Annotated in this window: 19 protein-coding genes and 2 pseudogenes; 9 read left to right on the forward strand and 12 right to left on the reverse strand. The window is 64.9% G+C overall.

Translation table 11 applies throughout. The features are described from left to right. Positions 1-192: 192 nt before the first annotated feature. Positions 193-1,941 (reverse strand): biosynthetic-type acetolactate synthase large subunit, encoded by a 1,749-nt coding sequence (gene ilvB / locus AC1Q6X_RS26565; RefSeq protein ID WP_492498907.1) that lies wholly within the window; start codon positions 1,939-1,941, stop codon positions 193-195. A 99-nt stretch (positions 1,942-2,040) separates the two neighbouring features. Between ilvB and AC1Q6X_RS26570 the strand changes: the two genes are divergently transcribed. Together AC1Q6X_RS26570 and AC1Q6X_RS26575 are read left to right on the forward strand one after the other, a co-directional pair. After that, positions 2,041-2,502, forward strand: coding sequence for an Lrp/AsnC family transcriptional regulator (locus tag AC1Q6X_RS26570; protein WP_070217690.1), 462 nt, complete (start codon positions 2,041-2,043; stop codon positions 2,500-2,502). Positions 2,503-2,608: 106 nt separating this feature from the next. Continuing rightward, a complete protein-coding gene (locus AC1Q6X_RS26575; RefSeq protein WP_492498908.1) occupies positions 2,609-5,098 on the forward strand; it encodes a TonB-dependent receptor in 2,490 nt (829 codons plus the stop codon). On the opposite strand, the gene AC1Q6X_RS26580 is transcribed toward AC1Q6X_RS26575, so the two are convergent. After that, entirely contained in the window at positions 5,095-5,742 is a 648-nt protein-coding gene (locus tag AC1Q6X_RS26580) for a response regulator (RefSeq protein WP_492498909.1), read from the reverse strand. The genes AC1Q6X_RS26575 and AC1Q6X_RS26580 overlap by 4 nt on opposite strands. A gap of 8 nt (positions 5,743-5,750) precedes the next feature. Continuing rightward, positions 5,751-6,662, reverse strand: a complete 912-nt coding sequence (locus AC1Q6X_RS26585) for a histidine kinase (RefSeq protein WP_070292429.1) — start codon at positions 6,660-6,662, stop codon at positions 5,751-5,753. A gap of 442 nt (positions 6,663-7,104) precedes the next feature. Between AC1Q6X_RS26585 and AC1Q6X_RS26590 the strand changes: the two genes are divergently transcribed. The 5 genes from AC1Q6X_RS26590 to AC1Q6X_RS26610 all read left to right on the forward strand — a co-directional run bounded on the left by AC1Q6X_RS26590 (position 7,105) and on the right by AC1Q6X_RS26610 (position 13,262). Continuing rightward, positions 7,105-7,920 carry an NF038120 family PEP-CTERM protein gene (locus AC1Q6X_RS26590; protein ID WP_492498910.1) on the forward strand — a complete coding sequence of 272 codons (816 nt, stop codon included), beginning with the start codon at positions 7,105-7,107 and terminating at the stop codon, positions 7,918-7,920. Position 7,921: 1 nt separating this feature from the next. Next, on the forward strand, positions 7,922-11,086 hold the full coding sequence (locus tag AC1Q6X_RS26595) for a S8 family serine peptidase (RefSeq protein ID WP_492498911.1): 3,165 nt from the start codon (positions 7,922-7,924) through the stop codon (positions 11,084-11,086). A 122-nt stretch (positions 11,087-11,208) separates the two neighbouring features. After that, entirely contained in the window at positions 11,209-11,862 is a 654-nt protein-coding gene (locus AC1Q6X_RS26600; protein WP_099411710.1) for an AIM24 family protein, read from the forward strand. A gap of 17 nt (positions 11,863-11,879) precedes the next feature. Further along, positions 11,880-12,521: an AIM24 family protein gene (locus AC1Q6X_RS26605; RefSeq protein WP_034784288.1), complete on the forward strand. Its 642-nt coding sequence runs from the start codon at positions 11,880-11,882 to the stop codon at positions 12,519-12,521. 3 nt (positions 12,522-12,524) lie between these two features. Further along, a complete protein-coding gene (locus tag AC1Q6X_RS26610) occupies positions 12,525-13,262 on the forward strand; it encodes an AIM24 family protein (RefSeq protein WP_409027313.1) in 738 nt (245 codons plus the stop codon). Positions 13,263-13,397: 135 nt separating this feature from the next. Here the strand turns inward: AC1Q6X_RS26610 and AC1Q6X_RS26615 are convergent, their stop codons facing one another. Both AC1Q6X_RS26615 and AC1Q6X_RS26620 read right to left on the reverse strand, forming a co-directional pair. Then, positions 13,398-14,195 carry an enoyl-CoA hydratase gene (locus tag AC1Q6X_RS26615; RefSeq protein ID WP_230506513.1) on the reverse strand — a complete coding sequence of 266 codons (798 nt, stop codon included), beginning with the start codon at positions 14,193-14,195 and terminating at the stop codon, positions 13,398-13,400. A 41-nt stretch (positions 14,196-14,236) separates the two neighbouring features. Further along, complete coding sequence (locus AC1Q6X_RS26620) at positions 14,237-14,866, reverse strand: head GIN domain-containing protein (protein WP_492498912.1); 630 nt, start codon at positions 14,864-14,866, stop codon at positions 14,237-14,239. Between the two features lie 175 nt (positions 14,867-15,041). On the opposite strand from AC1Q6X_RS26620, the gene AC1Q6X_RS26625 reads away from it, so the two are divergent. After that, positions 15,042-15,599 carry a flavin reductase family protein gene (locus AC1Q6X_RS26625; RefSeq protein ID WP_492498913.1) on the forward strand — a complete coding sequence of 186 codons (558 nt, stop codon included), beginning with the start codon at positions 15,042-15,044 and terminating at the stop codon, positions 15,597-15,599. A 50-nt stretch (positions 15,600-15,649) separates the two neighbouring features. Here the strand turns inward: AC1Q6X_RS26625 and gdhA are convergent, their stop codons facing one another. The 4 genes and pseudogenes from gdhA to AC1Q6X_RS26645 all read right to left on the reverse strand — a co-directional run bounded on the left by gdhA (position 15,650) and on the right by AC1Q6X_RS26645 (position 20,726). Further along, positions 15,650-16,993, reverse strand: coding sequence for an NADP-specific glutamate dehydrogenase (gene gdhA / locus AC1Q6X_RS26630; protein WP_492498914.1), 1,344 nt, complete (start codon positions 16,991-16,993; stop codon positions 15,650-15,652). A gap of 212 nt (positions 16,994-17,205) precedes the next feature. Further along, positions 17,206-18,327: pseudogene (locus tag AC1Q6X_RS26635) on the reverse strand (DUF819 family protein); the annotation flags it as partial. A gap of 310 nt (positions 18,328-18,637) precedes the next feature. Next, positions 18,638-19,999 carry a prephenate-dependent tRNA uridine(34) hydroxylase TrhP gene (gene trhP / locus AC1Q6X_RS26640; RefSeq protein WP_492498915.1) on the reverse strand — a complete coding sequence of 454 codons (1,362 nt, stop codon included), beginning with the start codon at positions 19,997-19,999 and terminating at the stop codon, positions 18,638-18,640. 88 nt (positions 20,000-20,087) lie between these two features. Then, positions 20,088-20,726: a TetR/AcrR family transcriptional regulator gene (locus AC1Q6X_RS26645; RefSeq protein ID WP_492498916.1), complete on the reverse strand. Its 639-nt coding sequence runs from the start codon at positions 20,724-20,726 to the stop codon at positions 20,088-20,090. 105 nt (positions 20,727-20,831) lie between these two features. On the opposite strand from AC1Q6X_RS26645, the gene AC1Q6X_RS26650 reads away from it, so the two are divergent. Beyond that, positions 20,832-22,043, forward strand: coding sequence for a TCR/Tet family MFS transporter (locus AC1Q6X_RS26650; RefSeq protein WP_492498917.1), 1,212 nt, complete (start codon positions 20,832-20,834; stop codon positions 22,041-22,043). 32 nt (positions 22,044-22,075) lie between these two features. On the opposite strand, the pseudogene AC1Q6X_RS26655 reads toward AC1Q6X_RS26650, so the two are convergent. The 3 genes and pseudogenes from AC1Q6X_RS26655 to AC1Q6X_RS26665 form a co-directional block, all read right to left on the reverse strand. Next, positions 22,076-24,361 (reverse strand): annotated as a pseudogene (locus AC1Q6X_RS26655) (acyl-CoA dehydrogenase); the annotation flags it as partial. A gap of 124 nt (positions 24,362-24,485) precedes the next feature. Beyond that, the gene (locus AC1Q6X_RS26660) at positions 24,486-24,818 is read right to left on the reverse strand and encodes a hypothetical protein (RefSeq protein ID WP_070217656.1); all 333 of its coding nucleotides are present in this window, start codon (positions 24,816-24,818) and stop codon (positions 24,486-24,488) included. 325 nt (positions 24,819-25,143) lie between these two features. Continuing rightward, positions 25,144-25,773 (reverse strand): hypothetical protein (locus AC1Q6X_RS26665; protein ID WP_492498918.1); only part of this gene is annotated, 630 nt, incomplete at its 5' end.

The raw sequence follows: 25,773 nt of genomic DNA on the forward strand, positions 1-25,773 counted from the left end.
GGCGTTGCCCCGCTAATCCGACCTACCGTCCGCTGTACATTTTGCCCTTGATCAGGCAGCTTCATGGCGCCTCGTGCTGGGCGTCATCATGGGAAAGCTGGCGTAGGTCGGATTAGCTCGTAGAGCGTAATCCGACAACATTGTTGCAAGACGCTGGTGTCGGATTACGCGGCGTCCCGCCGCTCATCCGACCTACTGTTCCTTGTACACCGTGCCCTTGGATAAGGTTACTTCATGGTGCCCCGCGCCGGGGGCCATCATGGGGAAACAGTTTTCCGCGCCGTGCACGCGCACGTCGAGGAAGTACGGGCCTTCGGACGCCAGGCAGGCCGCCAGTGCCGCGTCGAGGTCTTCGCGCCGGCTCACCGTGTGCGCCTGCCAGCCGAATGCGCGCGCCAGGGCGACGAAGTCGGGCAGCGCTTCGGTGTAGCTGTGGCTGTAGCGCCCGCCGTGTATCAGTTCCTGCCACTGGCGCACCATGCCCATGTAGCCATTGTTCGACAGCACCACTTTCACGGGCAGGCGGTGCTGCACGGCCGTGGCCAGTTCCTGGATATTCATCAGAATCGAGGCGTCGCCGCTGACGCACACGACGCACTTGTCCGGGTGGGCGATCTGCGCGCCGATGGCGGCCGGCAAGCCATAGCCCATGGTGCCGGCGCCGCCCGAGGTGAGCCAGCGGCGCGGCTGCTCGAAGCGCAAATGCTGGGCCGCCCACATCTGGTGCTGGCCCACGTCGGTGGACACGAGGGCGTCGCCGCTGTCCATGCTGTCGAGCGCCGCCTGCAGCCGCCGCATCAGCGCCTGCGGCGCGATCACGTCCGGCGTGTCGTCGAACGCCAGCGAGTCCTGCGCGCGCCAGCCGTCGATGCGCTGCCACCACGGCTGGCGGTCCGCCAGCAATCGCCCGCGCAGCTGCGTCAGCAGAGTCGCCAGCACGGGCGCGCAGTCGCCGCGCAGGGCCACGTCGGCGCGCACCACCTTGCCGATCGACGCCGGGTCGATATCGACGTGGATGACCTTTGCGCCGGGACAGAAGGCGTCGAGCCTGCCCGTCACCCGGTCGTCGAAGCGGGCACCGACGCAGACGATCAGGTCCGCATGGTGCATCGCCAGGTTCGCTTCCAGGGTGCCGTGCATCCCCAGCATGCCCAGGAAGGCCGGATGCGAGGCGGGAAAGGCGCCCAGGCCCAATAAGGTCAGGGTGCACGGCGCGGCCGCCAGTTTCACCAGTTGTTGAAACGCGGCGCAGGCCTCCGGGCCGGAATTGACGAGGCCTCCGCCGCCATAGAACACGGGCTGGCGCGCGGCGGCGATCAGGCTGGCGGCCCGTTCGAGATCGGAGGCTGCCGGCGGCGGCACCGGGGCCGGCGTGGCAGGGGCCAGCACCGTCGCTTCCTGCACCGGTGCCAGTTGCAGATCCTTGGGAAAGTCGACCAGCACGGGGCCGGGCCGGCCCTGCGTGGCCTGCGCGTACGCCTCGCGCACGACGGCCGCCGTTTCCTCTGCCGCGCGGATTTGCCGGTTCCATTTGGTGATGGGGCGCGAAATGCCCAGCGCGTCGCATTCCTGGAAGGCGGCCGTGCCGATGCTGGTGGTAGCCACCTGGCCGCTGATGCAAATGACGGGGATCGAATCGCACAGGGCGTCGAGCAAGCCCGTGGTGGTATTGCTCATGCCGGGGCCGGACGTGACGAAGACGACGCCGGGCCGGCCCGTGCTGCGCGCATAGCCCTCGGCCGCGTGCACGGCCGCCTGTTCGTGGCGCACCAGCACGTGGCGCAATCGGGGCTGCGCGTGCAGCGCGTCGTACAGGGGCAGCACGGCGCCGCCCGGATAGCCGAAGACGGTATCGACGCCCAGGGACAGCAGGGTGTCGATCAGGGTGCTGGCGCCGTTATGGGAGGCGCGCGCGAGGAGGGGAGCTGGATCGGGTTTCATGGCCTTATTTTCTGCCTGATGCGGCAGAAAAGGCTGCTGGTTTTCTCGTATAGAATGCAGTATTCAGCAAAATTTGCTGTGAAATAAGGAATTGACGGAATGAAGCTCGATAAATTCGACCTCGCCATCCTGACGGCCCTGCAGCAGGATGCCCGCATCAGCCTGCACGACCTGAGCGCCAAGGTGGGCCTGACCTCGTCGCCATGCTGGGCGCGCATCAAGCGCATGGAAGACGATGGCGTCATCGAGGGTTATACGGTGAACGTCAACGCGGCCAAGGTGGGATTGGCCGATACCGTCATCGTGCAAGTCACCCTGGACGACCATTCCGACCAGGCCCTGTTTGAATTCGGCCACGCGCTGGCCATGATCCCGGAGGTGCTCGAAGCGTTCCTCGTCTCCGGCGACTACGACTACTACCTGCGCATCGCCGTGAGCGACACGCGCGACTATGAACGGCTGCTGCGCGAGCGCCTGTATAAAATCCCCGGCATCCGCCACAGCAAATCGAGTTTCGTGTTGCGCCAGCTCAAGCAAAGCTATCTTCCCTTGCAGCGCTGACTTTTGTTATCCCTTCCCAGCACGGCGGGAGTTTTTCCCTAGGCCATCCCCCGGTGGCTGTCCGATACTGGGCAGTAATAAAAAACACGATAAATCGGGGACCTGCATGAGACTGACCTTATTCGCGGCCGCCGCCATGGCGCTGTGCCAGGCGCAAGCCGCCGACCTTGCCGATTCTGCCAACCTGGAGCCTGCGTACGACTTGCCCACCGTCATCATCACGGGCAGCATGCCGCTGCCCACCGTGGAGCGGCCGCGCGATGCCTTTGCCGCGCCCGTGCAGACGGCCAGCGCGCAGCAGATCGCCGGCAGCGGCGCGCTCGACATTTCCGCCTTCCTGCGCCGCAACCTGGGCAGCGTCTATGTGAACGAGGTGCAGAACAACCCCTTCCAGCCCGACGTCAGCTACCGCGGCTACACGGCCTCGCCCCTGCTGGGCACGCCGCAAGGACTTTCCGTGTACCTCGACGGCATGCGGCTGAACCAGCCGTTTGGCGATGTCGTCAGCTGGGATTTGATCCCGCGCATGGCCATCGCCTCGCTGACCCTGATGCCAGGCTCGAACCCCCTGTTCGGCCTGAACACCCTGGGCGGCGCGCTGGCCCTGCAGACCAAGGATGGCAAGAGCAATCCCGGCACAGCCGTCGAGGCGCGCCTGGGTTCGCACCAGCGGCGCGCCGTCGAGTTCGAGCATGGCGGCAGCAATGTGCAGGGCTGGCACTGGTATGTGACGGGCAACCGTTTCAAGGAAGACGGCTGGCGCGACGATTCGCCGTCGGACGTGCGCCAGGTCTTCGGCAAGCTGGGCTGGAGCGATGCGCGCACCGACATTGCCGTCACCGTGGCCCACGCGGACAATGCGCTGACGGGCAACGGCTTGCAGGAACAGCGACTGCTGGCGCGCGATTACCGCAGCGTCTACACCAAGCCCGATTTGACGGAAAACAGGTCGACCTTGCTGAATGTGACGGGCAAGCACCAGGCCGGCGCCGGCTTGCTCTTGTCCGGCAATGTGTACTACCGCAAGATCGACACGCACACCTTCAATGGCGACTTGAACGACGAGTCGCTCGACCAGTCCGTCTACCAGCCCGGCGCGGCCGAGCGGGCGGCCCTGGCGGCGGCCGGCTACACGGGCTTTCCCGCCAGCGGGGCGAACGCGTCGAATACACCGTTTCCGAAGTGGCGCTGCATCGGCAACGTGCTGCTGAACGATGAACCGGCCGAAAAATGCAACGGCATGCTCAACCGCAGCCATACGCAGCAGGAAAACTATGGTTTGTCGGGTCAGTTCACGGCGCTGGCCGACCTGGCCGGGCAGCGCCACGCCGTCACGGTCGGCGCCGCCTTCGATGCCAGCCACGCCACGTTTCGCCAGACCAGCCAGTTCGGCTATCTGAACCCGGACCGCAGCATCACGCCCGTCGACTTCTTTGCCGACGGTACGGAAATCGACGACGACGGCACGCCCGTCGACAACCGCGTCGACTTGAGCGGGCGCATGCGCACGTGGAGCGTGTATGCGAGCGACAGCATTGCGCTGAATCAAGCATTGACCTTGACCATCTCCGGCCGCTACAACCGCAGCACCGTGCGCAACCGCGACGCCATCACGCCCGGCGGCGGCAGCGGCTCGCTCGATGGCGACCACCGTTTCAGCCGCTTCAATCCCGCCATCGGTCTGGCCTATGCGCCGGCCGATGGCGTGAGCGCCTATCTCGGCTACAACGAAGGCAGCCGCACGCCGACGGCCATCGAACTCGGCTGCGCCGACCCGGACAACCCGTGCCGCCTGCCCAACGCCATGGCGGGCGATCCGCCCTTGAAACAGGTCGTCACCAAGACGTGGGAAGCGGGCCTGCGCGGCAAGCTCGCCGACGTGGCCCGCTGGAGCGCCGGCGTGTTCCGCGCGGAAAACCACGACGATATCCTGTTCGTGGCCGACAATCAGGCCGGTTTCGGCTACTTCAAGAATTTCGGCAAGACGCGCCACCAGGGCGTGGAACTGGCGGCGGGTGGCAAGGCCGGTGCGCTGGACTTCGGCGTCAACTACACGTGGCTGCGGGCGACGTATCAAAGCCGGGAGCTCGTCAACGGCAGCGCCAACAGCAGCAGCGATGCGCAGGCGCCCGGCCTGGAAGGCAATATCGTCATCACGCCCGGCAACCGCATTCCGCTGACACCGAGCCATATCTTCAAGGCGCACGTGGACTATCAGGGCGGACGCGACTGGACGGTGGGCCTGGCCATGACGGCCGTGTCGAGTTCCTACGCGCGCGGCAATGAAAACAACCGGCACCAGGCGGGCGGCCCGTCATACCTGGGTTCCGGCAAGAGCGGCGGCTACGCCGTGGTGGAGCTGAACGGCAAGGTCCAGCTGACGCCACGGCTGAGTGTGTTTGCGCAGATAAACAACCTGTTCAACCGCCAGTACGCGACGGCGGCCCAACTGGGCGCCACGGGCTTCGACGCCAACGGCAATTTTGCCGCCCGGCCATTGCCCGCCGTGAACGGCGACTATCCGATGGTCAACGCGACGTTCTATGCGGCCGGCGCGCCGCGCAGCGTGAATGTGGGTCTGCGCTACGCGTTTTAAGGGAGGATATGCTCGATGACCCCGTTGCGCAGGGCCAGGTGCACCAGGGCGGCGGGACCGGGCACGTCGAGCTTTTCCTTGATGCAGGTCTGGTGGTTGGCCACCGTCTTGCTGCTCAGGTGCAGCAGGCGGGCGCAATCGGCGGCGCTGTGGCCGGCGGCCAGCAGGCGGAAGATTTCGAATTCGCGCTGGCTCAGGCTGCTCAAGCGCTGCGCTTCCGTGCCTGCCGCGTCGTGCAGCACGGCGGGCGCGCTGTGCGGGTCCAGGTAGCGCCGGCCCGCGTGGGCGGCGCGCACGGCGTCGACCAGGTGTTCCGGGTCGGCCTGCTTGCTGACGAAGCCGCAGGCGCCGCCGTCCAATGCGCGCGCGATCAGCTGCGGCGTGTCGTGCATGCTGAACACGAGCACGCGCGCGCCTGCGTCGCGCGCGAGCAGCTTGCGCAGCAATTCCAGGCCGCCGATGCCGGGCATGGACAAATCCGTCACGCAGACGTCGGGCGCGTGCTCCTGGTGCAGGCCATACGCCGTTTCGCCATTGCCGGCCTCGGCCACGACGGCGATGTCGCCGCCCTGTTCCAGCAGCCGCCGGTAGCCCGTGCGCACCACAGGGTGGTCGTCGACCAGCATCACGCGGATCGGGGTCATGGCCGCGTTCATGCCGCACCGGCCGCCAGCGGCATCGCCACTTCGATGCGCAAGCCGTTGCCCAGCGCGCTGATCCAGCGGATATGGCCGCGCAGGCCGGCCACTCTTTCGCGCATGCCAAGCATGCCGAAGCCATCTGCTGGCGTTCTATCCGGACCAAAACCCTGGCCATTGTCTTCGATGGCCAGGTGCAGCACGCCGTGCGCATCGGCGCGCAATTCCACCGTGGCACGGTCGGCGCCCGCGTGGCGCGCCACGTTCGTCAAGCCTTCCTGCACCAGGCGGTAGACGGCGGTGGCGGTGCAGTCGTCGAGGCTGGCGGGGACGGCGTGCGGCGCGAAATGGCAGGCGATGCCGTGCTGCTGGGCCCAGCTGTCGCACAGCGCCTGCAGGGCCGGCGCCAATCCCAGGCTGTCGAGCACGGGTGGGCGCAGCCGGCGCAGCATCGTGCGCACCATCGCGTGCAGCGCTTCCGACGAGCGGGCGATGCTGGCGGCGCACGCCTGCACGTTCGCCTGGTCGCCGTCGCGCGCGCGCAGGATGTAGCTGGCGGCGGCGCGGATGGCCGTGCAGTCCTGTCCCACTTCATCGTGCAGCTCGCGCGCCAGCGCGCAGCGCTCCTCTTCCTGCGCGCGCAGCAGGCGCTGCGTGAGGGCACGGTTCTGCGCCAGCAGCAGCGCCACCTGGCGTCCGCGCCGCACGGCAAAGCCGGCCAGCGCCAGCGCCAGCAGCAACAGGCTCAGGGCCAGTTCATCGAGTTGCCAGTGTTCCTGGCGCCAGAGCGCGTGCGTCAGCCGTTCGGCCAGGTCCAGCCTGGCGGCCAGCAGGAAAAAAGCCAGTGCCAGCGCGCAGCACACGAGGATGCGCCGGGCCGGCCGCGTGCCTGCGCGGCCGCTGCCGGCCAGTTGGTAGTGTTCCATGATGCTGCTCCCTGAGCACGGTCGATCTCTTTGTTGTGCAAGCTTCATGCCATCGGCGCAGGGGTCTCTGGGGGGCGCGTCATGCGGGGCAGGGGAGGGGATGACTGTTCCAGGATGGAACAGGTGTACCGCGATGTGACGGTGGGCGCTTGCGCTGGCCGCAGGCACGGTTTTCGAGCTTATCTGAAGTCGCGCCGGCACGCTGGCGCGCACGCCTGCAGTGCGATGCATTGTTGTTCCAATGTAACGTTGAGCTTACTCAAACTTTCATAGATAAAACAAAACAAAGTTTCGCAGGCTTAGATAAAAAATAAATAAATGATATTAAAAATATGATATTTGTTTTATGCGATTTGCTATATTTGTTGACACTTTTGTGAAAAAGCTGAAAGCGGGCACCAGACCTGCCGACCTATCTATCCACAACAAACAAGGGAATAGAATGAATCGTCCATCACATGCGCGGGTATCACCCGCCACCGTCTATCCGCCCGCTACCCGCGGCCGCACCACCGTCCTGGCCGCGCTGGCCGCCGTGTCCGTGCTGGTCTCGGCACCGGCCATGGCCGATGTCCTGACCTTCGATAATTTGCGTCCCGACGTGTATGAAAGCGGCCAGACGCTCAATACGTCGAGCTACAATCTGCGGTTCCTGGCCGACCCGACCACGGCTGCCGGCGGCGGCGTCAGCGGCGTGGGCGCCATCCTCGATGGCCGCGCGGGTTCGTCGTGCGATATCGCCGCCTGCCCGCAGGGTGCCACCGGCAACTACCTGGCCATCCTCAACGATGGCGGCGTGAATTTCGCGCGTGCCGACCGCCAGGCGTTCAGCCTGGCCGGATTCGACTATTCCTTCATCGCCCCCGTCTCCGGCTTGCCCAACACGCAGTGGGGCGAACTGCAGCTGAGCGGCACCCTCAGCAACGGCCAGGTGGTCAGCACCTCGCTGGCGTTTCCCGGCCAGGGCAGCGATGGCAATTACCATTTCCAGGGCGCTTCCCTGCTGGGCGGTTTCAGCAACTATGCGTTCACGGGCCTGACCTTCAACGCCTGCATTTTCAATGACACTGGCGTGTGCAGCAATTCCATCGATTTCCCGGCCTTTAACCAGGGCCAGTTTGCGCTCGACAATATCAACGTCAGCGCCGTGCCGGAACCGTCGACCTACATGCTGCTGCTGGCCGGCCTGGGCGCCATCGGCATGCTGTCGCGCCGCCGCGCCCGCAAGGTCGCCGCGTTCACCGTGCAAGGAGCGTGAGATGAAATTACGTCCCGTTTCACTCGCCATCCTCCTGCTGGCCGCCAGCCTGGCGCAAGCGGCGCAGGCGCAGGAACGCCGTTCCTACATCGTGCAGCTGGTCGACAAGCCGGCCGCCACCTACACGGGTCAGGTCGACGGCCTGGCCGCCACCAAGCCGGCCCCGGGCGCGCGCATCAACGTGGGCGCCGCCGACGTGCAGGCCTATTTGAGCTACCTCGACAGCAAGCAGGCCGCCGTGGCCGGCACCGTCAGCGCGGCTGAAATCACGCACCAGTACAGCGTCGTCTTCAACGGTTTTTCCGCCTTGCTGACGGACGATGAAGTGCGGGCGCTGAAGAAAAACAGCGGCGTGGCCAGCATCAGCGCCGACTCCATCCTGCAGCTCGACACCACTTACACGCCCAGCTTCCTGGGCCTGGACAAGCCGGGCGGCCTGTGGGAGCAGCTGGGCGGCAAGGCGCACGCGGGCGAAGACATCGTCATCGGCATCGTCGACAGCGGCATCTGGCCCGAGAACACGGCCTTTGCCGACCGCCTCGACGAAAACGGCGTGCCCAGCCACAGCGGCAGCAATGTCGTGTACGGCGCGCCGCCGGCCAGCTGGCAAGGCACGTGCCAGACGGGCGAAGGATTCTCCGCCGAGAATTGCAACAACAAGCTGATCGGCGCGCGCTACTACCGCGCTTCCACGGCGGCGCTGCACTGGACGGAGTTCCTGTCGCCGCGCGATTCCGTCGCCGGCCTGACGGGGCACGGCGGCCATGGCACGCACACGGCCTCCACGGCCGGCGGCAACAATGGCGCCATCGCCACCTCGAACGGTGTGTCGCTGGGCAAGGCCTCGGGCATGGCGCCGCGCGCCCGTATCGCCGCCTATAAAGTCTGCTGGACGGCCGCTTCGACTGGCCGCAACGGCTGCGCCACGGCCGACAGCGTGGCCGCCATCGACCAGGCGGTCAAGGATGGCGTCAACGTCATTAACTTCTCCATCGGCCCGAACGCGGGCGGCGGCGCCTTCGACGAACCGACGGAAGTCGCTTTCCTCGGCGCGGCGGCGGCCGGCGTGTTTGTCGCCACCTCCGGCGGCAATTCCGGCCCGGCCACGCCGGCGCCCGACGTGCCGGCGCCCGTCTCGCACATCAGCCCCTGGCTGGCAACGGTCGCCAATTCCACGCACAACCGCCTGTATGCGGGCAACGTCATCCTCAGCAATGGCAGCAAGCTGGAAGGCGCATCGAGCAACGCGAAGACGCCGGCGCTGCCGCTGATCCGCTCGCGCGACGCGGGCCTGGCCGGCGTGTCGCCGACGGACGTCAATCTGCTGCGCTGCTTCGGCGCGGCCGATGCCGCCCCGGCTTATCTGGACCCGGCGAAAGTGGCGGGCAAGATACTCGTGTGCGACCGCGGCGGCAACGTGCTGGTCAACAAGAGCGCGAATGCCAAGACGGCGGGCGCGGCGGGCGTGGTCATCGCCAACGTGGCCGGCGGCGCCAATACCATCATCAATCAGGCGCACGTGCTGTCGACCGTGCACCTGGCGCAGGTGCAGGGCGACGCGCTGAAGGCGTTCATGGCGGCCAATCCGGACGGCACGGCGGCATTGGGCGAAATCCACACCATCGCCGACACCACGGTGCAGGCGCCGATCGTCAGCGACCGCTCCTCGCGCGGGCCGAACGTGGCCAACGCGAACATCCTGAAACCCGACCTGTCCGCGCCCGGCACGAATATCCTGGCCGGCGTGACGGCCGACCTGACGCCGGCGCAGCGCGATGCCGTGGCCGCCGGTGGTGTGGCGCCAGCAGCGGAGTGGGATTTCTATTCCGGCACCTCGATGGCCAGTCCGCACGTGGCCGGCGTGGCGGCGCTGCTCAAGCAGCAGCATCCGAGCTGGTCGCCCGCGGCCATCAAGTCGGCGCTGATGACGACGGCGTTCAGCACGTATCCCGATGGCTTGAACGGTTCCGTGTCGTGGGATGCCACGGCGAAGAACTCGGGCCAGTTGCCGTGGGGCCAGGGTGCCGGCCACATCGCGCCGAACGGCGCCGCCGATCCCGGGCTCGTGTACGACGTGTCGGAAATCGACTATGCGCGTTTCCTGTGCGGCCTGAACCTGAAGGTCTACAGTCCCGCCACCTGCCAGGCCGTTGGCACCATTCCCGCCTACAACCTGAACCTGGCGTCGCTGACGGCGGCCAACGTACTGGGCACGCAAGTGCTGACGCGCACGGTGACCAACGTGGGTGCCAGCAGCGCCGTCTACAACGTCTCGGCCAGCCTGCCCGGCTACACGGTGGCGGTGACGCCAACGAGCCTGAGCCTGGCGCCGGGCGCCAAGGCGCAGTACCAGGTCAAGCTGACGCGCACCACGGCGCCGGCCAATACCTGGACCTACGGCGCCCTGAGCTGGACGGATGGCACGCACACGGTGCGCAGCCCGCTGACGGCGCGCGGCACCTCGCTGGCCGCCATTCCGCTGGTCAGCAGCGAAGCGGCCACGGGCAGCAAAGTGCTGACCCTGGGCACGGGCTTCTCGGGTGCGCTGGTCGGCGTCAAGTCGGGTCTCGTCGAAGCCGTGCGCGAGTCGCGCATGATCGGCCAGGCGACGACGGGCGCTGCCGCATCGGCTGCCTGCAAGGCGGGCGGCGCCACGGGCGTGAACGTGCACAACGTCGTGATCCCGGCCGGCACCCTGGCGGCGCGCTTTGCCACCTACGACGCGGAAACGACGGGTGGCGCGAATACCGACATGGACATGGAGGTCTACAACGCCGCCAATGTACTGGTCGGCAGCAGCGGCAATGAAAGTTCCAATGAACAGGTGGAACTGCGCCTGCCGGCCGCCGGCACGTACAAGGTGTGCGTGATCGGCTTTGCGCCGCAAAACGGCCAGGCCGACTACACCCTGTCGTCGTGGGTGCTGGCACCGGGCTTGAACAACGGCAACTTCAAGGCGCTGATGCCGGGCACGGCCTACACGGGCGGCACGGCGACGGTTTCCCTGAGCTGGTCCAACCTGGCCGAAGGCAAGCGTCACCTGGGCGCCGTCGGCTACCAGGTCGCTGGCGTGGTGCAGGGCGTCACGGTGGTCGAGGTCAATACCAACGATCCCGTGCCGCTGTTCCAGAACGCGCGCGCCGCCAGGCCGGTGCTGGCTGAATAAACCGTTCTTTGCGTGAACGCAAGGCGTGCCTCCGGGCACGCCTTTTTTTTATGCACCCACCCCCGTTCGGGAGGAATAGCACTTGCATGGTGGTAACGCCCCCGGTATCTTGTCGGATAGCCATGGCTTTGTGCCCTGGCATTCTTGGGGAGTCGCGCGTGACCAGTTTCCGCACCAATACCGACCGCCTGCTGGAAGTGCGCCTGCAGGATGAAAAAGTGCTGGCGATTGCCGGCGCGATGGTCGCCTATACGGGCAGCATCAAATTTGAAAAATCCCTGCTGGGCGGCGAGGGCCTCTTCGGCGCGCTCAAGCGCAAGGTGACGAACGAAGGCATGCAGGTGATGCAGGCCGCCGGCACGGGTACCGTGTTTTTCGCGCAGAATGCGGCCGAAATCACCGTCATGGCGCTGGCCGGCGAAAAGCTGACCATCGAAAGCAGCAGCCTGCTGGCCTACGACACGAGCCTGAAGACGGGCACCAGCTTTGCGGGCCTGCGCGGCGCCAGTTCCGGCCAGGGCCTGTTTTCCACCACCGTCGAAGGCCACGGCAACCTGGCCGTCATTTCGCGCGGCAACCTGATCATGCTGGAAGTGACGCCTTCCCACCCGCTGCGCGTGGATCCGGACGCCTTCGTCGGCTTCAAGGGCGATATCCGCCAGGAATTCGTTTTTGATGTCAACTGGCGCACCATGATCGGCCAGAGCTCGGGCGAATCGTACCAGCACAAATTCACAGGCCAGGGCGTGGTGTTCATCCAGCCCGCCGAACGTTAAGTCAGCGAGGACCCGCGATGCCTGTCTATCAGCAAATCAATGAAAAGATGCTCGAGGTTAAACTCGGCAATGAAGAAGTGTTCGCCCGCAAGGGCGCCATGGTGTCCTACCAGGGCGACGTGGCGTTCAGCCGCTCCTTCCTGGCCGGCCAGGGCGTGCAAAGCCTGGCCATGCGCGCCGTCACGAACGAGGGCTATGCCCTGATGTCGGCGCGCGGCACGGGCAGCGTGTTTTACGCGCAGGGCGGCCTGTTCGTCACCATCGTCCCCGTGCGCGGCGAAACGTTCTATGTGGAAAGCGACTCCCTGCTGGCCTTCGATGCGCGCCTGACGGCCGGCACCATGTTCCTCGGCAACCAGGGCGGCGTGCAGGGCGTGGTGCGCGGCATGGCCTCGGGCCAGGGCTTGTTTACCACCACCTTGCAAGGCACGGGCGAAGTGGCGATTTTGTCCGACGGCAATGCCATCGGCTTGCCCGTCACGCCGGACGTGCCCGTCTTCGTCGACCCGCAAGCGTATATCGGCCACACGGGCCAGCTGAGCTCGACCATCGTCACGGACCTGAACTGGAAAACCTTTGTCGGCCAGGCGTCCGGCGAATCGTACCAGGTGAAGTTTACGGGCCAGGGCACGGTCTACATCCAAGCGAGCGAAAGGTAAGCCATGACGATTTACAATCCCGATACCTTGCCGAAGAACGATAACCTGAACCGTTTTTCCTATGTCATCGATGTCAAGGAACAGATCTTCATTCGCAAGGGCAAGATGATCGCCTTCTATGGCGAGCTGCGCTTCGAAGCCATGGGCAGCAGCGTGCTCGACCTGATCGTGCGCAATGCCTTCAATGCGCCGAAATACATCCACCACTTTGTCGTGGCGCAAGGCCAGGGCCAGTTGATCCTGGGCGACAACGGCAACGACCTGGCGTGCTACGACCTGGACAACGCCAACATGACCATCCGCGCGAAAAACCTGCTGGGTTTTACCAAGGACGTGATTTGCCAGGAATCGACCTTGCCCGGCTATCTGACCATGATAGGCACCGGTAAAGTGATCGCCTCGTCGAACGGCCCCGTGCACTTCCTGGAATTGCCGTGCCGCGTGGACGAGCAGGCCGTGCTGGGCTGGGCCGATTGCCCCAGCCCTTCCTACCACTACGACTACGCCCACGTGCAGGGCTGGGCCTCGGCCGCCGGCGCGCTCACGGGTTTTACCCTGTCGGGCGAGGAAAAGCAGATCGACTTCACGGGTGCCGGCACGGTGCTGGTGCAGTCGTCCGAGCTGGACGTGACGGGCAGCTCGGCCCTGATGCAGCTGCTGGCGCAATTGCCGCTGCTGGGCAAGGAAGACCTCGGCACCTTGAGTCTTTCCGTGCAGCAGCAGATGAAGGACAGTCGTTAAGACCAGGAAGTCCAAGAGTACCTGACAGAACCGTAGCGAGCGGAAGGGAGAGGTAGCCGAGAAGCGCAACCGTACTGAAGTACGGTGAGCATCGCAGGCTGCCTATACCGACGCGCAGTAGGTTCGGTCAGGTACTCAAGGCCGCGCCCAGCCGGGCGGCCGCTTTTCAAGGAAGGCGCTCACGCCTTCCTCCGCATCCTCTTCCATCATATTGCGCGCCATCACGTCGCCCGCGTACGCATACGCCTCGTCCAGCGGCAGCTGGCGCTGCCGGTAGAACATGGCCTTGCCGTAGCGGATGGCCGTCGGGCTTTTCGCCATGATCTGCTGCGCCAGGCGCGCCACGGCCTCGTCGAGCGCCGCGTCGGCCACCGTTTCATTGATCAGGCCCCAGTCGGCGGCCGTGTCGGCGTCGATGAAGCGGCCCGTCACCAGCATGTCGAAGGCGCGCTTGGGCGACACATTGCGCGACAGGGCGACGGACGGCGTGGCGCAAAACAGGCCCACGTTGATGCCGGAGACGGCAAAGCGGGCGGACGCGCCCGCCACGGCCAGGTCGCAGCTGGCGACCAGTTGGCAGCCGGCCGCCGTGGCGATGCCATGCACGCGGGCGATCACGGGCACGGGCAAGGTTTGAATGGCTTGCATCACGCGCGAGCATTGCGCGAACAGGGTTTGATAGTAATCAAGCTGGCGCGTGGCCTGCATCTGGCGCAAATCGTGGCCCGCGCAAAACGCCTTGCCTTCGGCGGCCAGCACCACGCAGCGCACGTGCGGCTGCTGCGCGATGGCATCAAACGCTTCCTGCAGCGCGGCCAGCATGGCTTCCGACAGGGCATTGAATTGCAGGGGACGGTTCAGGCGCAGGGTGACGAGCCCACCCTCGTCCTCGCGCAGCACCAGCGGCGCATCGTTATCTTGTAAAGCGGTCATGCGGTCTCCAGTGGCCTGATGGCCTGTTTTTATGGAAAAGCTTACTTGGCGGCGTTGACGCTGCCGATGCCCGCGATCGACTTGTGCACGATCTTCGGCTTGCCGTAATACGTCAGTTCGCCCATGCCGCGCACCACGGCGTTCAGCTCGCCCGAGGAATACACCTTGACGGAGCCGATGCCCTCGAAATTGACGTCGACGTTTTTCGCCAGCAAGGCTTTCGTATCGACTTCGCCCACGCCCTGCGCCTTCAGGCGCAGCCAGTCGACCTGGCCATCGGCGGCCAGGCGGCCCGCGCCCTTGTAGCTGATGTCGACTCTTGGACCATTGAGCTTGGTCAATATCTTCTCGCCCGCGCCTTCCGCGATCAGCTTGCGCAAGGTAGGCATGGTGATGATGATGCGCGGGTCGCCCTCGGTCTTCTTGATATCTTTATCCTTCATGGAAATTTTCAGCTCGCCATCGACCACTTCCGTGATCACGCCGCTGAGGAATTTCTGGTCGCCGCGTAGCAGCAGGCTTTGCTCCTTGCCCGATTCCACTTCCATGCTGATGGGGCCGCGAATATCGATGGCGTTGAAGGCGGCGACCGTGCGGGTTTGCTCGTCGGCATGCGCGACGGTAGCGAGGCAAGCGAAGGACAGGACTGGCAACAGGAACAGAGGACGCATGGCGGTTTCCTTGAGTAGTTGATCAGTGTATTCTATGTTGCAACATCTCCAACGGGGAGAAATTTGCAATGAACGGCGCAAATCGCGGCGCGGATGACACGCCGCCATCGCCCAGCCGCGCGCCCGCGAAGGCGCCGTTGGTCTATGCTATGGCGTACCGCGTCCTGGAGAGCAGATGAAAAATTATCACAAAGAAGATTATCCCGTCGCCGATATCCGCCGCTTCCTCGAACCGGGCCCGGTGGTGCTCGTCAGTTCAACGTGGAACGGGGAAAGCGACGTCATGACCATGGCCTGGCACATGCTGATGGAATTTACGCCATCGTTGCTCGGCTGCTTTATTTCCGACTCGAACCACAGCTATGAAATGATCAAGCGCAGCATGGAATGCGTGATCAACCTGCCCACGGCCGACATGGTCGACCAGGTGGTCGCCATCGGCAATTGCAGCGGCGAAGACACGGACAAGTTCACGGCCTTCGGCCTGACGCCGCAGCCGGCCGAGCTGGTGGGCGCGCCGCTGATCGCCGAGTGCTACGCCAACTTCGAATGCAAGCTGGCCCAGGTGGCGGGCAACCCGAAGGGCGGCTTCTTCATCTTCGAGTGCGTGAAAGCCCACGTGGCCACCTCGCCCAAGCTGCCCGAAACCCTGCACTACCGGGGCAACGGCGAGTTCATGGTGTCGGGCCGGACCATCAGCCGCAAGAGCCTGATGAAACCTGAAATGTCGTAGGTCGGATTAGCGCGGCTATGCCGCGCGTAATCCGACGACATTGTTGACGCTTAAATCACCCCTTGCGCCAGCATGGCATCGGCCACTTTGACGAAGCCGGCGATATTGGCGCCATCCACATAGCTGACAGAACCATCGGCGCGCGTGCCGTACTGCTTGCACGCGGCATGGATGCCCTGCATGATCTGCAGCAAACGCGCGTCGACTTCCTCGCGCGGCCAGGAAATGCGGGCCGCGTTCTGGCTCATTTCCAGGCCGGACGTGGCCACGCCGCCCGCGTTGCTGGCCTTGCCCGGCGCGTACAGCACGCCGGCCGCCTCGAAGGCCTTGGCCGCTTCGATGGTGGTCGGCATGTTGGCGCCTTCGGCCACGCACTGCACGCCATTGGCGATGAGCAGGCGCGCATCGGCGATATCGAGCTCATTTTGCGTGGCGCAGGGCAGGGCGATGTCGACCGGCACATGCCATGGCGACACGCCCGCTTCGAAGCGCACGCCCGTGCGCGCGGCATAGTCGCTCACGCGGCCATACAAATGGTTCTTGACCTCCATCAGGATGGCCAGCTTTTCCGGCGTAAAGCCTTCCTCGTCGATGACGGTGCCGCTCGAATCGGAGACGGTGATGACTTTCGCGCCCATGGCCATGGCTTTTTCCACGGCGTATTGCGCCACGTTGCCCGAGCCGGAAACGGACACGCGCATGCCTTCGAACGAACGGCCCCGCGTCTTCAGCATTTCCTGCGCAAAATACACGGTGCCATAGCCCGTCGCTTCCGGACGCATCAGCGAGCCGCCAAAGCTGGCGCCCTTGCCCGTAAACACGCAGTCGGCGCGGTTGCTGAGTTTTTTCATCATGCCGGCCATATAGCCCACTTCGCGCCCGCCCACGCCGATGTCGCCGGCCGGCACGTCCGTGTCCGAACCCACGTGACGGAAGAGTTCACTCACGAAGGACTGGCAGAAGCGCATCACTTCGCCCGGGCTCTTGCCCTTCGGATCGAAATCGGCGCCGCCCTTGCCGCCGCCCATCGGTAACGTGGTCAGCGCATTCTTGAACGTCTGTTCGAAGGCGAGGAATTTCAGCACGGACAAGGTGACGGAAGGGTGGAAGCGGATGCCGCCCTTGTACGGCCCGATGGCCATGCTGTGCTGGATGCGGTAGCCGCGGTTGACTTGTACCTGCCCATGGTCGTCGACCCACGACACGCGGAACATCACCACGCGCTCCGGCTCGATCAAGCGTTCCAGCAAGCCTTGTTCCGCGTATTTCGGGTGCTGTTCCAGGAACGGCCACAAGCTTTCCATGACTTCGGTGACGGCTTGCAGAAACTCGGGCTGACCTGGATTGCGCGCGGCGACATGCTGGACATACTCGTGAGCAGATGCGTATTTCATCAGAATTCCATGGAGGTAATCGGTTATTTGGGCAACTATCATCGCAGATTTCGCACAAAAATGGTGCGGAAATTTGGTTTTGAGGGGTTTCTGCTACATTGTGGGGAGTTTTCAGGACTCTGCGAAAGCTGCAGGGGTAAACGACAACGCCAGCCCGCAGGCTGGCGTTGTGGTCATGATTACAAGCTTGGCCGGTCAAGCCAGGACAGACGTCATCCCGCCATGCTGCGCAGGATCAAGCCCGTGATGTAGGCGCCATAGGTGCCCAGCGCGTAGCCGAGCACGGCCAGCAGCACGCCGACGGGGGCCAAGGCAGGGTGGAAGGCGCTGGCGATGACGGGGGCCGAGGCGGCGCCGCCGATGTTCGCTTGCGATCCGACGGCCATGAAGAACAGCGGCGCGCGGATCAGCTTGGCGACGAGCAACATCAGGCCGCCGTGCACGGCGATCCAGATCAGACCCAGCAGGAACAGGAAAGGCTTGTCGAACAGGGCTTTCAAGTCCATGTGCATGCCGATGGTGGCCACCAGCACGTACAGCATGGCCGAGCCGATGGTCGAGGCGCCCGCGCCTTCCAGGCTGCGCGCCCGGGTAAAACTCAGCAGCAGGCCGAAGGTGGTGGCGAGCACGACGATCCAGAAGAAATTCGACGTCAGGCTGTAATCCTGCAGGCGCCAGGCGGCGGGCAGGGTGGCGATCCAGCCGATGATGGGGCCGGCCAGGAAATGCGACAGGCCCGTCACGCCCAGGCCCACGCCGAGGATGATCATGATGTCGGTCAGGGTGGCGATGCGCGCATGCTGCGCACGGTAGCTTTCGATGCTGTCCTTGAGCGCGTTGATGGCGGACAGATCCGCGCCGGTCCAGCGGTCGAAGGCGCCTGCGCGGCCGGCCAGGAACAGCAGCACGGCCGTCCACACGTTGGCCACCAGCACGTCGACGGCGACGAACTGGCCGAACAGGGTGGCGTCCACTTCAAACACTTCCTTCATGGCGGCCTGGTTGGTGCCGCCGCCTATCCACGAGCCGGCGACAGTCGTCATGCCACGCCAGGTGTCGCCCGCCACCGTTTCCGGGTGGATCAAACGCAGCGCCTCGAACGAAACGAGGGCGCCCAGCATGACGCCGAGGGTTCCTGTAAGAAACATGATGATGGCCTTGGGGCCGAGGCGGATAATGCCGCCGAAATCGATGGCCACGCACAGCAGGACCAGCGCGCTGGGCAGCAGATAGTCGCGCGCCACGGCGTACAGGCCGGAAGCGTTGCCGTCGATGATGCCGAAGGTGTTGAGCAGCGCCGGGATCAGGTAGCACATCAGCAGCGACGGGATATAGGTATAAAACTTTTTTCAGAAGCCGTTGGCGCGCGAGGCGGTCCAGAAGACGCCCCCCAGGGTCATGGCGAGCAGGCCGAGGACGACGGCGTCATTGGTGATCAGGGCAGGTGTGGCAGATGGCATCGGGGATTCCGGTGAACGTGTCAGGGACGCACCGGATGCCGATAACGGCCCCGGGCGCTGGGTGGCCGTATCGTATAGCAATGTTGAAGCCTAAACAAATTATGCAGGCGGTGCCAGCTGAAATTTTTCTTGCCAAATCAAATACTTGCATACTGGTTTGCCGCCCTGCGCGCCAGACTGGCGGTTACAAATAGCGCGCCAGCAAGGCCTTGTTCAGCGCTCCGTCGAGTTCGATGCGCACGAAGTGGCCGCTGCCGGGCGCCACCTGGATTTCGCTGCCGTCGTCGGCCAGCATGCGGGTAATGGTGAAGTCGCGGTTGCCGCCCGGATGCAGGGCTTCGATGCGGTCGCCCACGGCAAAGCGGTTTTTCACTTCCACCCTGGCCCAGCCGTTCGTCACGCCCAGCACGTCGCCCACGTACTGGCTGCGGTCCGCTTCCGACGCGCCGCGCATGTAGTTCTGGTGCGTCTGCGTGTGGTGGCGTTGATAAAAACCGTCCGTGTAGCCGCGGTTGGCCAGGCCTTGCAGCTGTCCCAGCAGGCTGATGTCGAAGGGCCGGCCCGCCACCGCGTCGTCGATGGCCTGGCGGTAGACTTGCGCCGTGCGCGCCGCGTAGTACAGCGACTTGGTGCGGCCTTCGACCTTCAGCGAATCGACGCCGATCTTGACCAGGCGCTCGATGTGTTCGACGGCGCGCAAGTCCTTCGAATTCATGATGTAGGTGCCGTGCTCGTCTTCGAGTATCGGCATCAGCTGGCCAGGGCGCTGCGCTTCTTCGATCAGGTATGGCTGGTCGGCCAGCGGGTGGCGCGGCTGCTGGTGCAGGGCGGAAAAGGCATTGTTGTCCGCCTCGGCCAGCGCCTGGTGGAATTCCAGCGGCACCACCTGCATGCCGCCCAGGTCGCCGCTGGCGTCTTCGGCGGCATTTTTCACCTTGTAATCCCAGCGGCAGGAATTCGTGCACGTGCCCTGGTTCGGGTCGCGGTGGTTGAAATAGCCGGACAGCAGGCAGCGGCCCGAATAGGCGATGCACAAAGCGCCGTGGACGAACACCTCGAGTTCCATTTCCGGGCAGCGCTGGCGGATTTCCTCGATCTCGTCGAGCGACAGTTCGCGCGACAAGATCACGCGCGTCAATCCCATGCGGTGCCAGAACTTCACGTCGGCCCAGTTGACGGCATTCGCCTGCACCGATAAGTGCACGGGAATCTCCGGCCACTTGTCGCGCACCATCATGATCAGGCCCGGATCGGCCATGATCAGGGCGTCGGGGCGCATGGCGATCACCGGTTCCATGTCGCGCAAATACGTCTTCAGCTTGGCGTTGTGGGCGAAGATATTGCTGGCGACAAAGAATTGCTTGCCGCGCGCATGCGCGCCATCAATGCCCTCCTGCAAGGCTTGCAAGGTCGAAAAATCGTTATTGCGCACGCGCAAGCTGTAGCGCGGCTGGCCCGCGTAGACGGCGTCGGCGCCATAGTCGAAGGCGGCATGCATCTTGGCCAGGGAGCCGGCAGGCAGGAGGAGTTCGGGAGCGTGGCGCATGGGATGGGCAAAGCCGGCGATTGTAGGCGGGCTGGCGCCAGATTGCCTTGCCTTGGGTCAAGGGATTGACATCCGATACCCGGCAACGTCAGACGTAAGGCGTGCCCGCCAACGCTGCCTTCAGGCCGACATGCCCCTGGTCCACCAAGGACAGAAAGTAGGTCTTGGCCAGCTGTGTGTCGCCATGCTGGCGGAAGTGCCGGTGCGCTTCGATCAGGGCCGTGCTCCAGGTGGCCAGCAGCAGGCTGGCCGCCAGCCGGGCCTGGGGATCGTGCGCGTCGCGCCCCGTGCTGTCGGTCAGCGCCGTTGCCACCACTTGCGCCAGCTCGTCGCGGATCGCCCGCGCCCGCGCTTTCAGGGTCTCGCTGGCCTCGATGGTGGCAATAAAACCCTGGCCGGCGGCGGAAAACGTGACGTAGGGACTGTCTTCGGCCACCAGGCGGTGCGCCAGCAGGCGCAGCGTTTCGACCGGGGGCACCATGGGATCGCGCTGGCGCAAGGCGGCGCGCAGCAGTTCGCGTCCCTCTTCCTCGCGGTCGAAGAACATGTCTTCCTTGCGGGGGAAGTGGTTGAACACCGTCATGCGCCCCACGCTGGCAGCCGCCGCGATCTCGTCCACCGTCACCTGCTCGAAGCCACGCACGAAAAACAAACGCGTGGCGGCATTCGAGATGGCTTGCCGGGTGGCAAGACGTTTGCGGGAGCGGAGGTCGGAAGGAATCGTCATGTTGCTGCGATCATACACGAAGTGTACTGAGTACAGATAAGGCTTGATGGTGCAGCCAGGCTGGGCGTACTATTTATGTACTGAGTACATATTTAGATTGAGTATATGAAAATAGCCATTCCGGCGACAGCGCTGCCTGTCATCTTTGCCACGGTCGTGCTCGATGCGATCGGCATCGGCCTGGTCTTCCCCATCTTGCCCGCGTTGCTGCGCGACGTCACGCGTGCCGATAACGTGGCGGCGTACATCGGCATCATGACGGCCCTGTATGCGTTGATGCAGTTCATCTTTGCGCCCGTGCTGGGCGCGCTGAGCGACCGCCTGGGGCGGCGCCCCGTGCTGCTGCTTTCGCTGGCGGGCGCGGCCGTCAATTACCTGTTCCTCGCGTTTGCGCCCAGCCTGTGGATGCTGCTGCTGGGGCGCGCCATTGCGGGCTTGACGAGCGCCAATGTGTCCGTGGCCACGGCCTACATCACCGATATTTCTCCCGAGGAAACGCGGGCGCGCCGTTTCGGCTTGCTCAACGCCATGTTCGGCGCCGGCTTCATCATCGGCCCCGTTCTGGGCGGCGCGCTGGGCGATTACGGGCTGCGCCTGCCGTTCATGACGGCGGCCATCTTGAATGCCGGCAACCTGCTGCTGGCGTTGCTGACGTTGCCAGAATCACGTCGGCCCACGGGCGAAAAAATCGACCTGGCGGCATTGAATCCATTGCGCCCGCTGCGCTGGGTGTTATCGCAGAAAAGCTTGCTGCCGATCACCGCCATCTTCTTTACCTTCAGCGCGGCGGGCGAGGTGTATGGCGTGTGCTGGGCGCTGTGGGGCCACGATGCGTTCGAATGGAACGGGCTGTGGATCGGCCTGTCGCTGGGCGCGTTTGGCGTGTGCCAGGCGCTGGCCCAGGCTTTTCTGCCCGGCCCGGCCGTGAAACTGCTGGGCGAGCGCGCCACCATCCTGGCGGGCGCGGCGTGCGCCTGCGTGGCCCTGGTCGTCATGGCCTTCGCCACCCGCAGCTGGATGATCTTCGCCATCATGCCCGTGTTCGCCCTGGGCGGCATCGGCGCGCCGGCCCTGCAGTCGCTGGCCACGCGGCAAGTTGCCGAGGACAGGCAAGGCCAATTTCAGGGCGTGCTGGCCTCGTCCGTGAGCCTGGCATCCGTGCTGTGCCCGCTGGTATTTTCCAGCATTTATTTTGGCGTCAGGGCGTACTGGCCCGGCGCCGTCTGGCTGTCGGTGATCGTCGTGTATGCGGCACTGGTGCCGCTCGTGCTGGGCTTGTCGTTGGCCTCGACCACGCCGGCGTCATCGCGGGGATAGGCGTCCGGCGTTTCGTGCGCTGCGGCGGGCGCAAAATCGTCTACCTGGATCAAGCCGTCGACCAGGCGCGCATATTCCAGCAAGCTATTGTGCTCCTGGCAGTTGACGTTGCCTGTGGCCTTGGCCGCTGCCAGCCACGGCTGCATGGCGGACAGGCTTTGCGGCAGGTGCCGCAGGGCCGCGCCTTCGGGCGTGTCCTTCAGGCGTTTTTCGATGTGCAAAACCTCGGGCAGCAAGGCCAGCGCCCGCTCGGCGCAGGCGACGGGATCGTTGCCCTCGCTGGCGACATGGCCGTCGGCCAGCAGGCGTTCGCGGTCGGCGCCCGGCGTTTGCAGGGCCAGCGCCACTTCGCTGCCCAGCTCGTCGGACGGCGGGCGGTGGGGCAGGCCGAACGGGAACAGCAAGGTGCGCAGCAGCACGGCCAGCACGCGCGCGGGGAAATTGTCGAGCACGCCCGTCAAGCCCTGTTGCGCCTTGACCAGCGCATCCTGCAGCGACCAGTGCACGTACGGCAGGTCGGCCTCGGGCCGGCCATCGTCCTCGTAGCGCTTCAGCACCGCGGAGCACAAATACAGCTGCGCCAGCACGTCGCCCAATCTGGCGGACAGCCGCTCGCGGCGCTTGAGTTCGCCACCAAGCACGAACATCGACATATCCGTCATGACGGCAAACGCCGTCGACAGCCGCGTCAGGGCGCGGTAGTAGGGCGCCAGTGCCGGGGCGCCGGCGTCGGGCACGGCCGCCAGGCGCGCGCCGCCCAGTCCGTACCACAAGCCCCTGGCCACGTTGCCCAGCACAAAGCCCACATGGCCGAAGAAGGCCGCATCGAAATCGCGCAAGGCCTTGCGGCCGTCGCTTTCGTTGACGGCGGCCATTTCCCTCAGTACATATGGATGCGCGCGGATGGCGCCCTGGCCGAAGATGATCAGGCTGCGCGTGAGGATGTTGGCCCCTTCGACGGTGATCGCGATGGGGATTTGCTGGTAGGCGCTGGCGAGGAAATTGTTCGGACCCACGCAGATGCCCTTGCCGCCGAGAATGTCCATGCCGTCGTTGACGAGCGCGCGGCCCCGTTCCGTCACATGGTATTTGACGATGGCGGAAATGACGGCCGGCTTCTCGCCCAGGTCGACGGCATGCGCGGCCAGGGTGCGGGCCGCATCCATCAGGTACAGGTTGGCGCCCATGCGGGCCAGCGCTTCCTGCACCCCTTCGAACTTGCCGATGGGCATGTTGAACTGGCGCCGCACGGCCGCATACGCGCCGGTGCCGCGCACGGCCATCTTGCCCATTCCCACGCTGGACGAGGGCAGCGAGATGGCGCGTCCGGCCGCCAGGCATTCCATCAGCATGCGCCATCCTTTCCCCACTTGCGCCTGGCCGCCGATGACCCAGTCGATAGGGATAAAGACATCGTTGCCGGACGTGGGGCCGTTCTGGAAGGCGGCGTTCAACGGGTGGTGGCGGCGGCCGATCAGCACGCCGTCGTGGCTGGCGGGGATCAGGGCGCAGGTGATGCCGGGCGTATCGTTGTCGGATAGCAAGTGGTCGGGGTCGCTGGTCTGGAAAGCCAGCCCCAGCAAGGTCGCCACGGGCGCCAGGGTGATGTAGCGCTTGTTCCACGTGAGGCGGAAACCCAGGGTGGGGCGACCTTCATGCATGCCCATGCACACGACGCCCAGGTCGGGAATGGCGGCCGCGTCGGAGCCCGCATACGGGCTGGTCAGCGCGAAACACGGGATCTCGGTGCCGGCGGCCAGGCGCGGCAGGTAGTAATCTTTCTGTTCTTCGGTGCCGTAGTGCAACAACAACTCGGCCGGTCCCAGCGAATTGGGCACCATTACGGTCACGGCCAGCGCCGAGCAGCGGCTCGACAGTTTCATCACCACTTGCGAATGCATGTAGGCGGAGAACTGCTTGCCGCCGTATTGCTTGGGAATGATCATGCCGAGGAAACCCTGGCTTTTCATGTAGGCCCAGGCTTGCGGTGGCAAGTCCTGCGCCTGCTGCGTTTCCCAGTCGTCGACCAGTTCGCACAAGCGTTCGACGTCGTGGTCAAGGAAATGGCGCTCTTCGGCGCTGAGCGAAGCGCGTCCATATGCCAGCAATTTTGTCCAGTCGGGCCGGCCGGAAAACAGCTCGGCATCCCACCACGTGGTGCCCGCTTCGAGCGCGTCGCGTTCCGTATCGGACATGGTCGGCAGGATGCGCTTGAACAGGGTCAGCAGGTGTGGAGTAATCAGGGCGCGGCGCACGGGGCCGGGCGCGAACAGTAGAACCAGGCCCAGCAGGGCCACCAGCAATATGAGCGTCAGCATGCGATATCTCCCTGTGTAATAGGAACAGGGTAGGCCGATGCGGCCGATGTTACTGTGCGGTACAGCGCATACGGAGCAACGCCAACCGCATGGGTTGGCGTTGTAGTGTCTGGCGTGAGGCGTATTAGCGTTGCGGGACGACGATCACCGTGTCGCCCGTCTTGCCCTTGGCGCCGTCGTCGCCTTTGGCGCCATCGTTGCCTTGTGCACCGGTAGCGCCCTTGGCGCCATCGTATCCGGCGGCGCCGCTGTCGCCGGTCTGGCCCGTGGCGCCGGTGGCACCGGTCGCGCCGGCAGGGGCTTCAGCGCCCTTGGCGCCCGTGGCGCCGGCAGGACCAGGCGCGCCGGCAGGGCCGGGAACGACTTGGACGACGGTCGGTGCGGGTGGCGCTTCGCGCTGGCAAGCGGTCAGGGCGAGGGTAGAGGCGAGCGCGAGCAATATCAGGGTAGGTTTCATGATGCATCCTTTGGCAGTGAGCCGTAATGTACGGAACGGCTCGACGGCGTCGGGCGCGAGTTTCGCATGGCGGTGTGGCGGGGAGAGCTGACCAGCCGACCCGTCAGCCGTGTCGCGCAGGGCGCTGGCGGCGGGAGGGAAAGTGATGGTCTGCCTGCAGCATGGGCCCTTGGGCGGCTGCAGTCCGTTCGTTTGCGTACATAGCGGCGGGGTGGGGTGGAGGTTTTGTGCAAGGCAAACAAAAAAGCCAACCCGGAGGTTGGCTGAGGATGTTCAGAGCGGGCTGGCAGCTCCCTGATTGACCGTCTGGTGCTGCCTGGCGCGCTTATTTAACGGTGAAACTTTTGTCGTAGCCACCATTCGTACTTGTATATCCTAATGTGTCACGGAACGCTGTCCAGCCAACCGTCCAGGAGCCGGCTTTGGCGCCTGCGGGTATCGTCACCGTTGAACTGAAAGTAGCATGCTTCGCGTCGCCGGATGCCAGCACCCATTTGCTGTCGATGCGGGTGCCGCCGATATCGGCGCTGTTGTACCAATAGGGATTGGGCAGGGCGTTGAGATTGATCCCGGTGGCATCTGTCACGGTGACGGTGGTCGTCACCAGTTGACTTGTCTGCGAGACGTCAACGATGGCGGGGGTGACAGTGATGGCAGAAACGGCGGGCCCTGACGTGTCGCTGAGCCCATTGCTTTGCACGGTGAAACCCTGGCTGTAGCCGCCATTCGTACTCGTATATCCTAATGTGTCACGGAACGCTGTCCAGCCAACCGTCCAGGAGCCGGCTTTGGCGCCTGCGGGTATCGTCACCGTCGAACTGAACGTAGCATGCTTCGCGTCGCCGGATGCCAGCACCCATTTGCTGTCGATGCGGGTACCGCCGATATCGGCGCTGTTGTACCAATAGGGATTGGGCAGGGCGTTGAGATTGATCCCGGTGGCATCTGTCACGGT

The organism is Janthinobacterium sp. GW823-FHT06H09 (assembly GCF_058794735.1).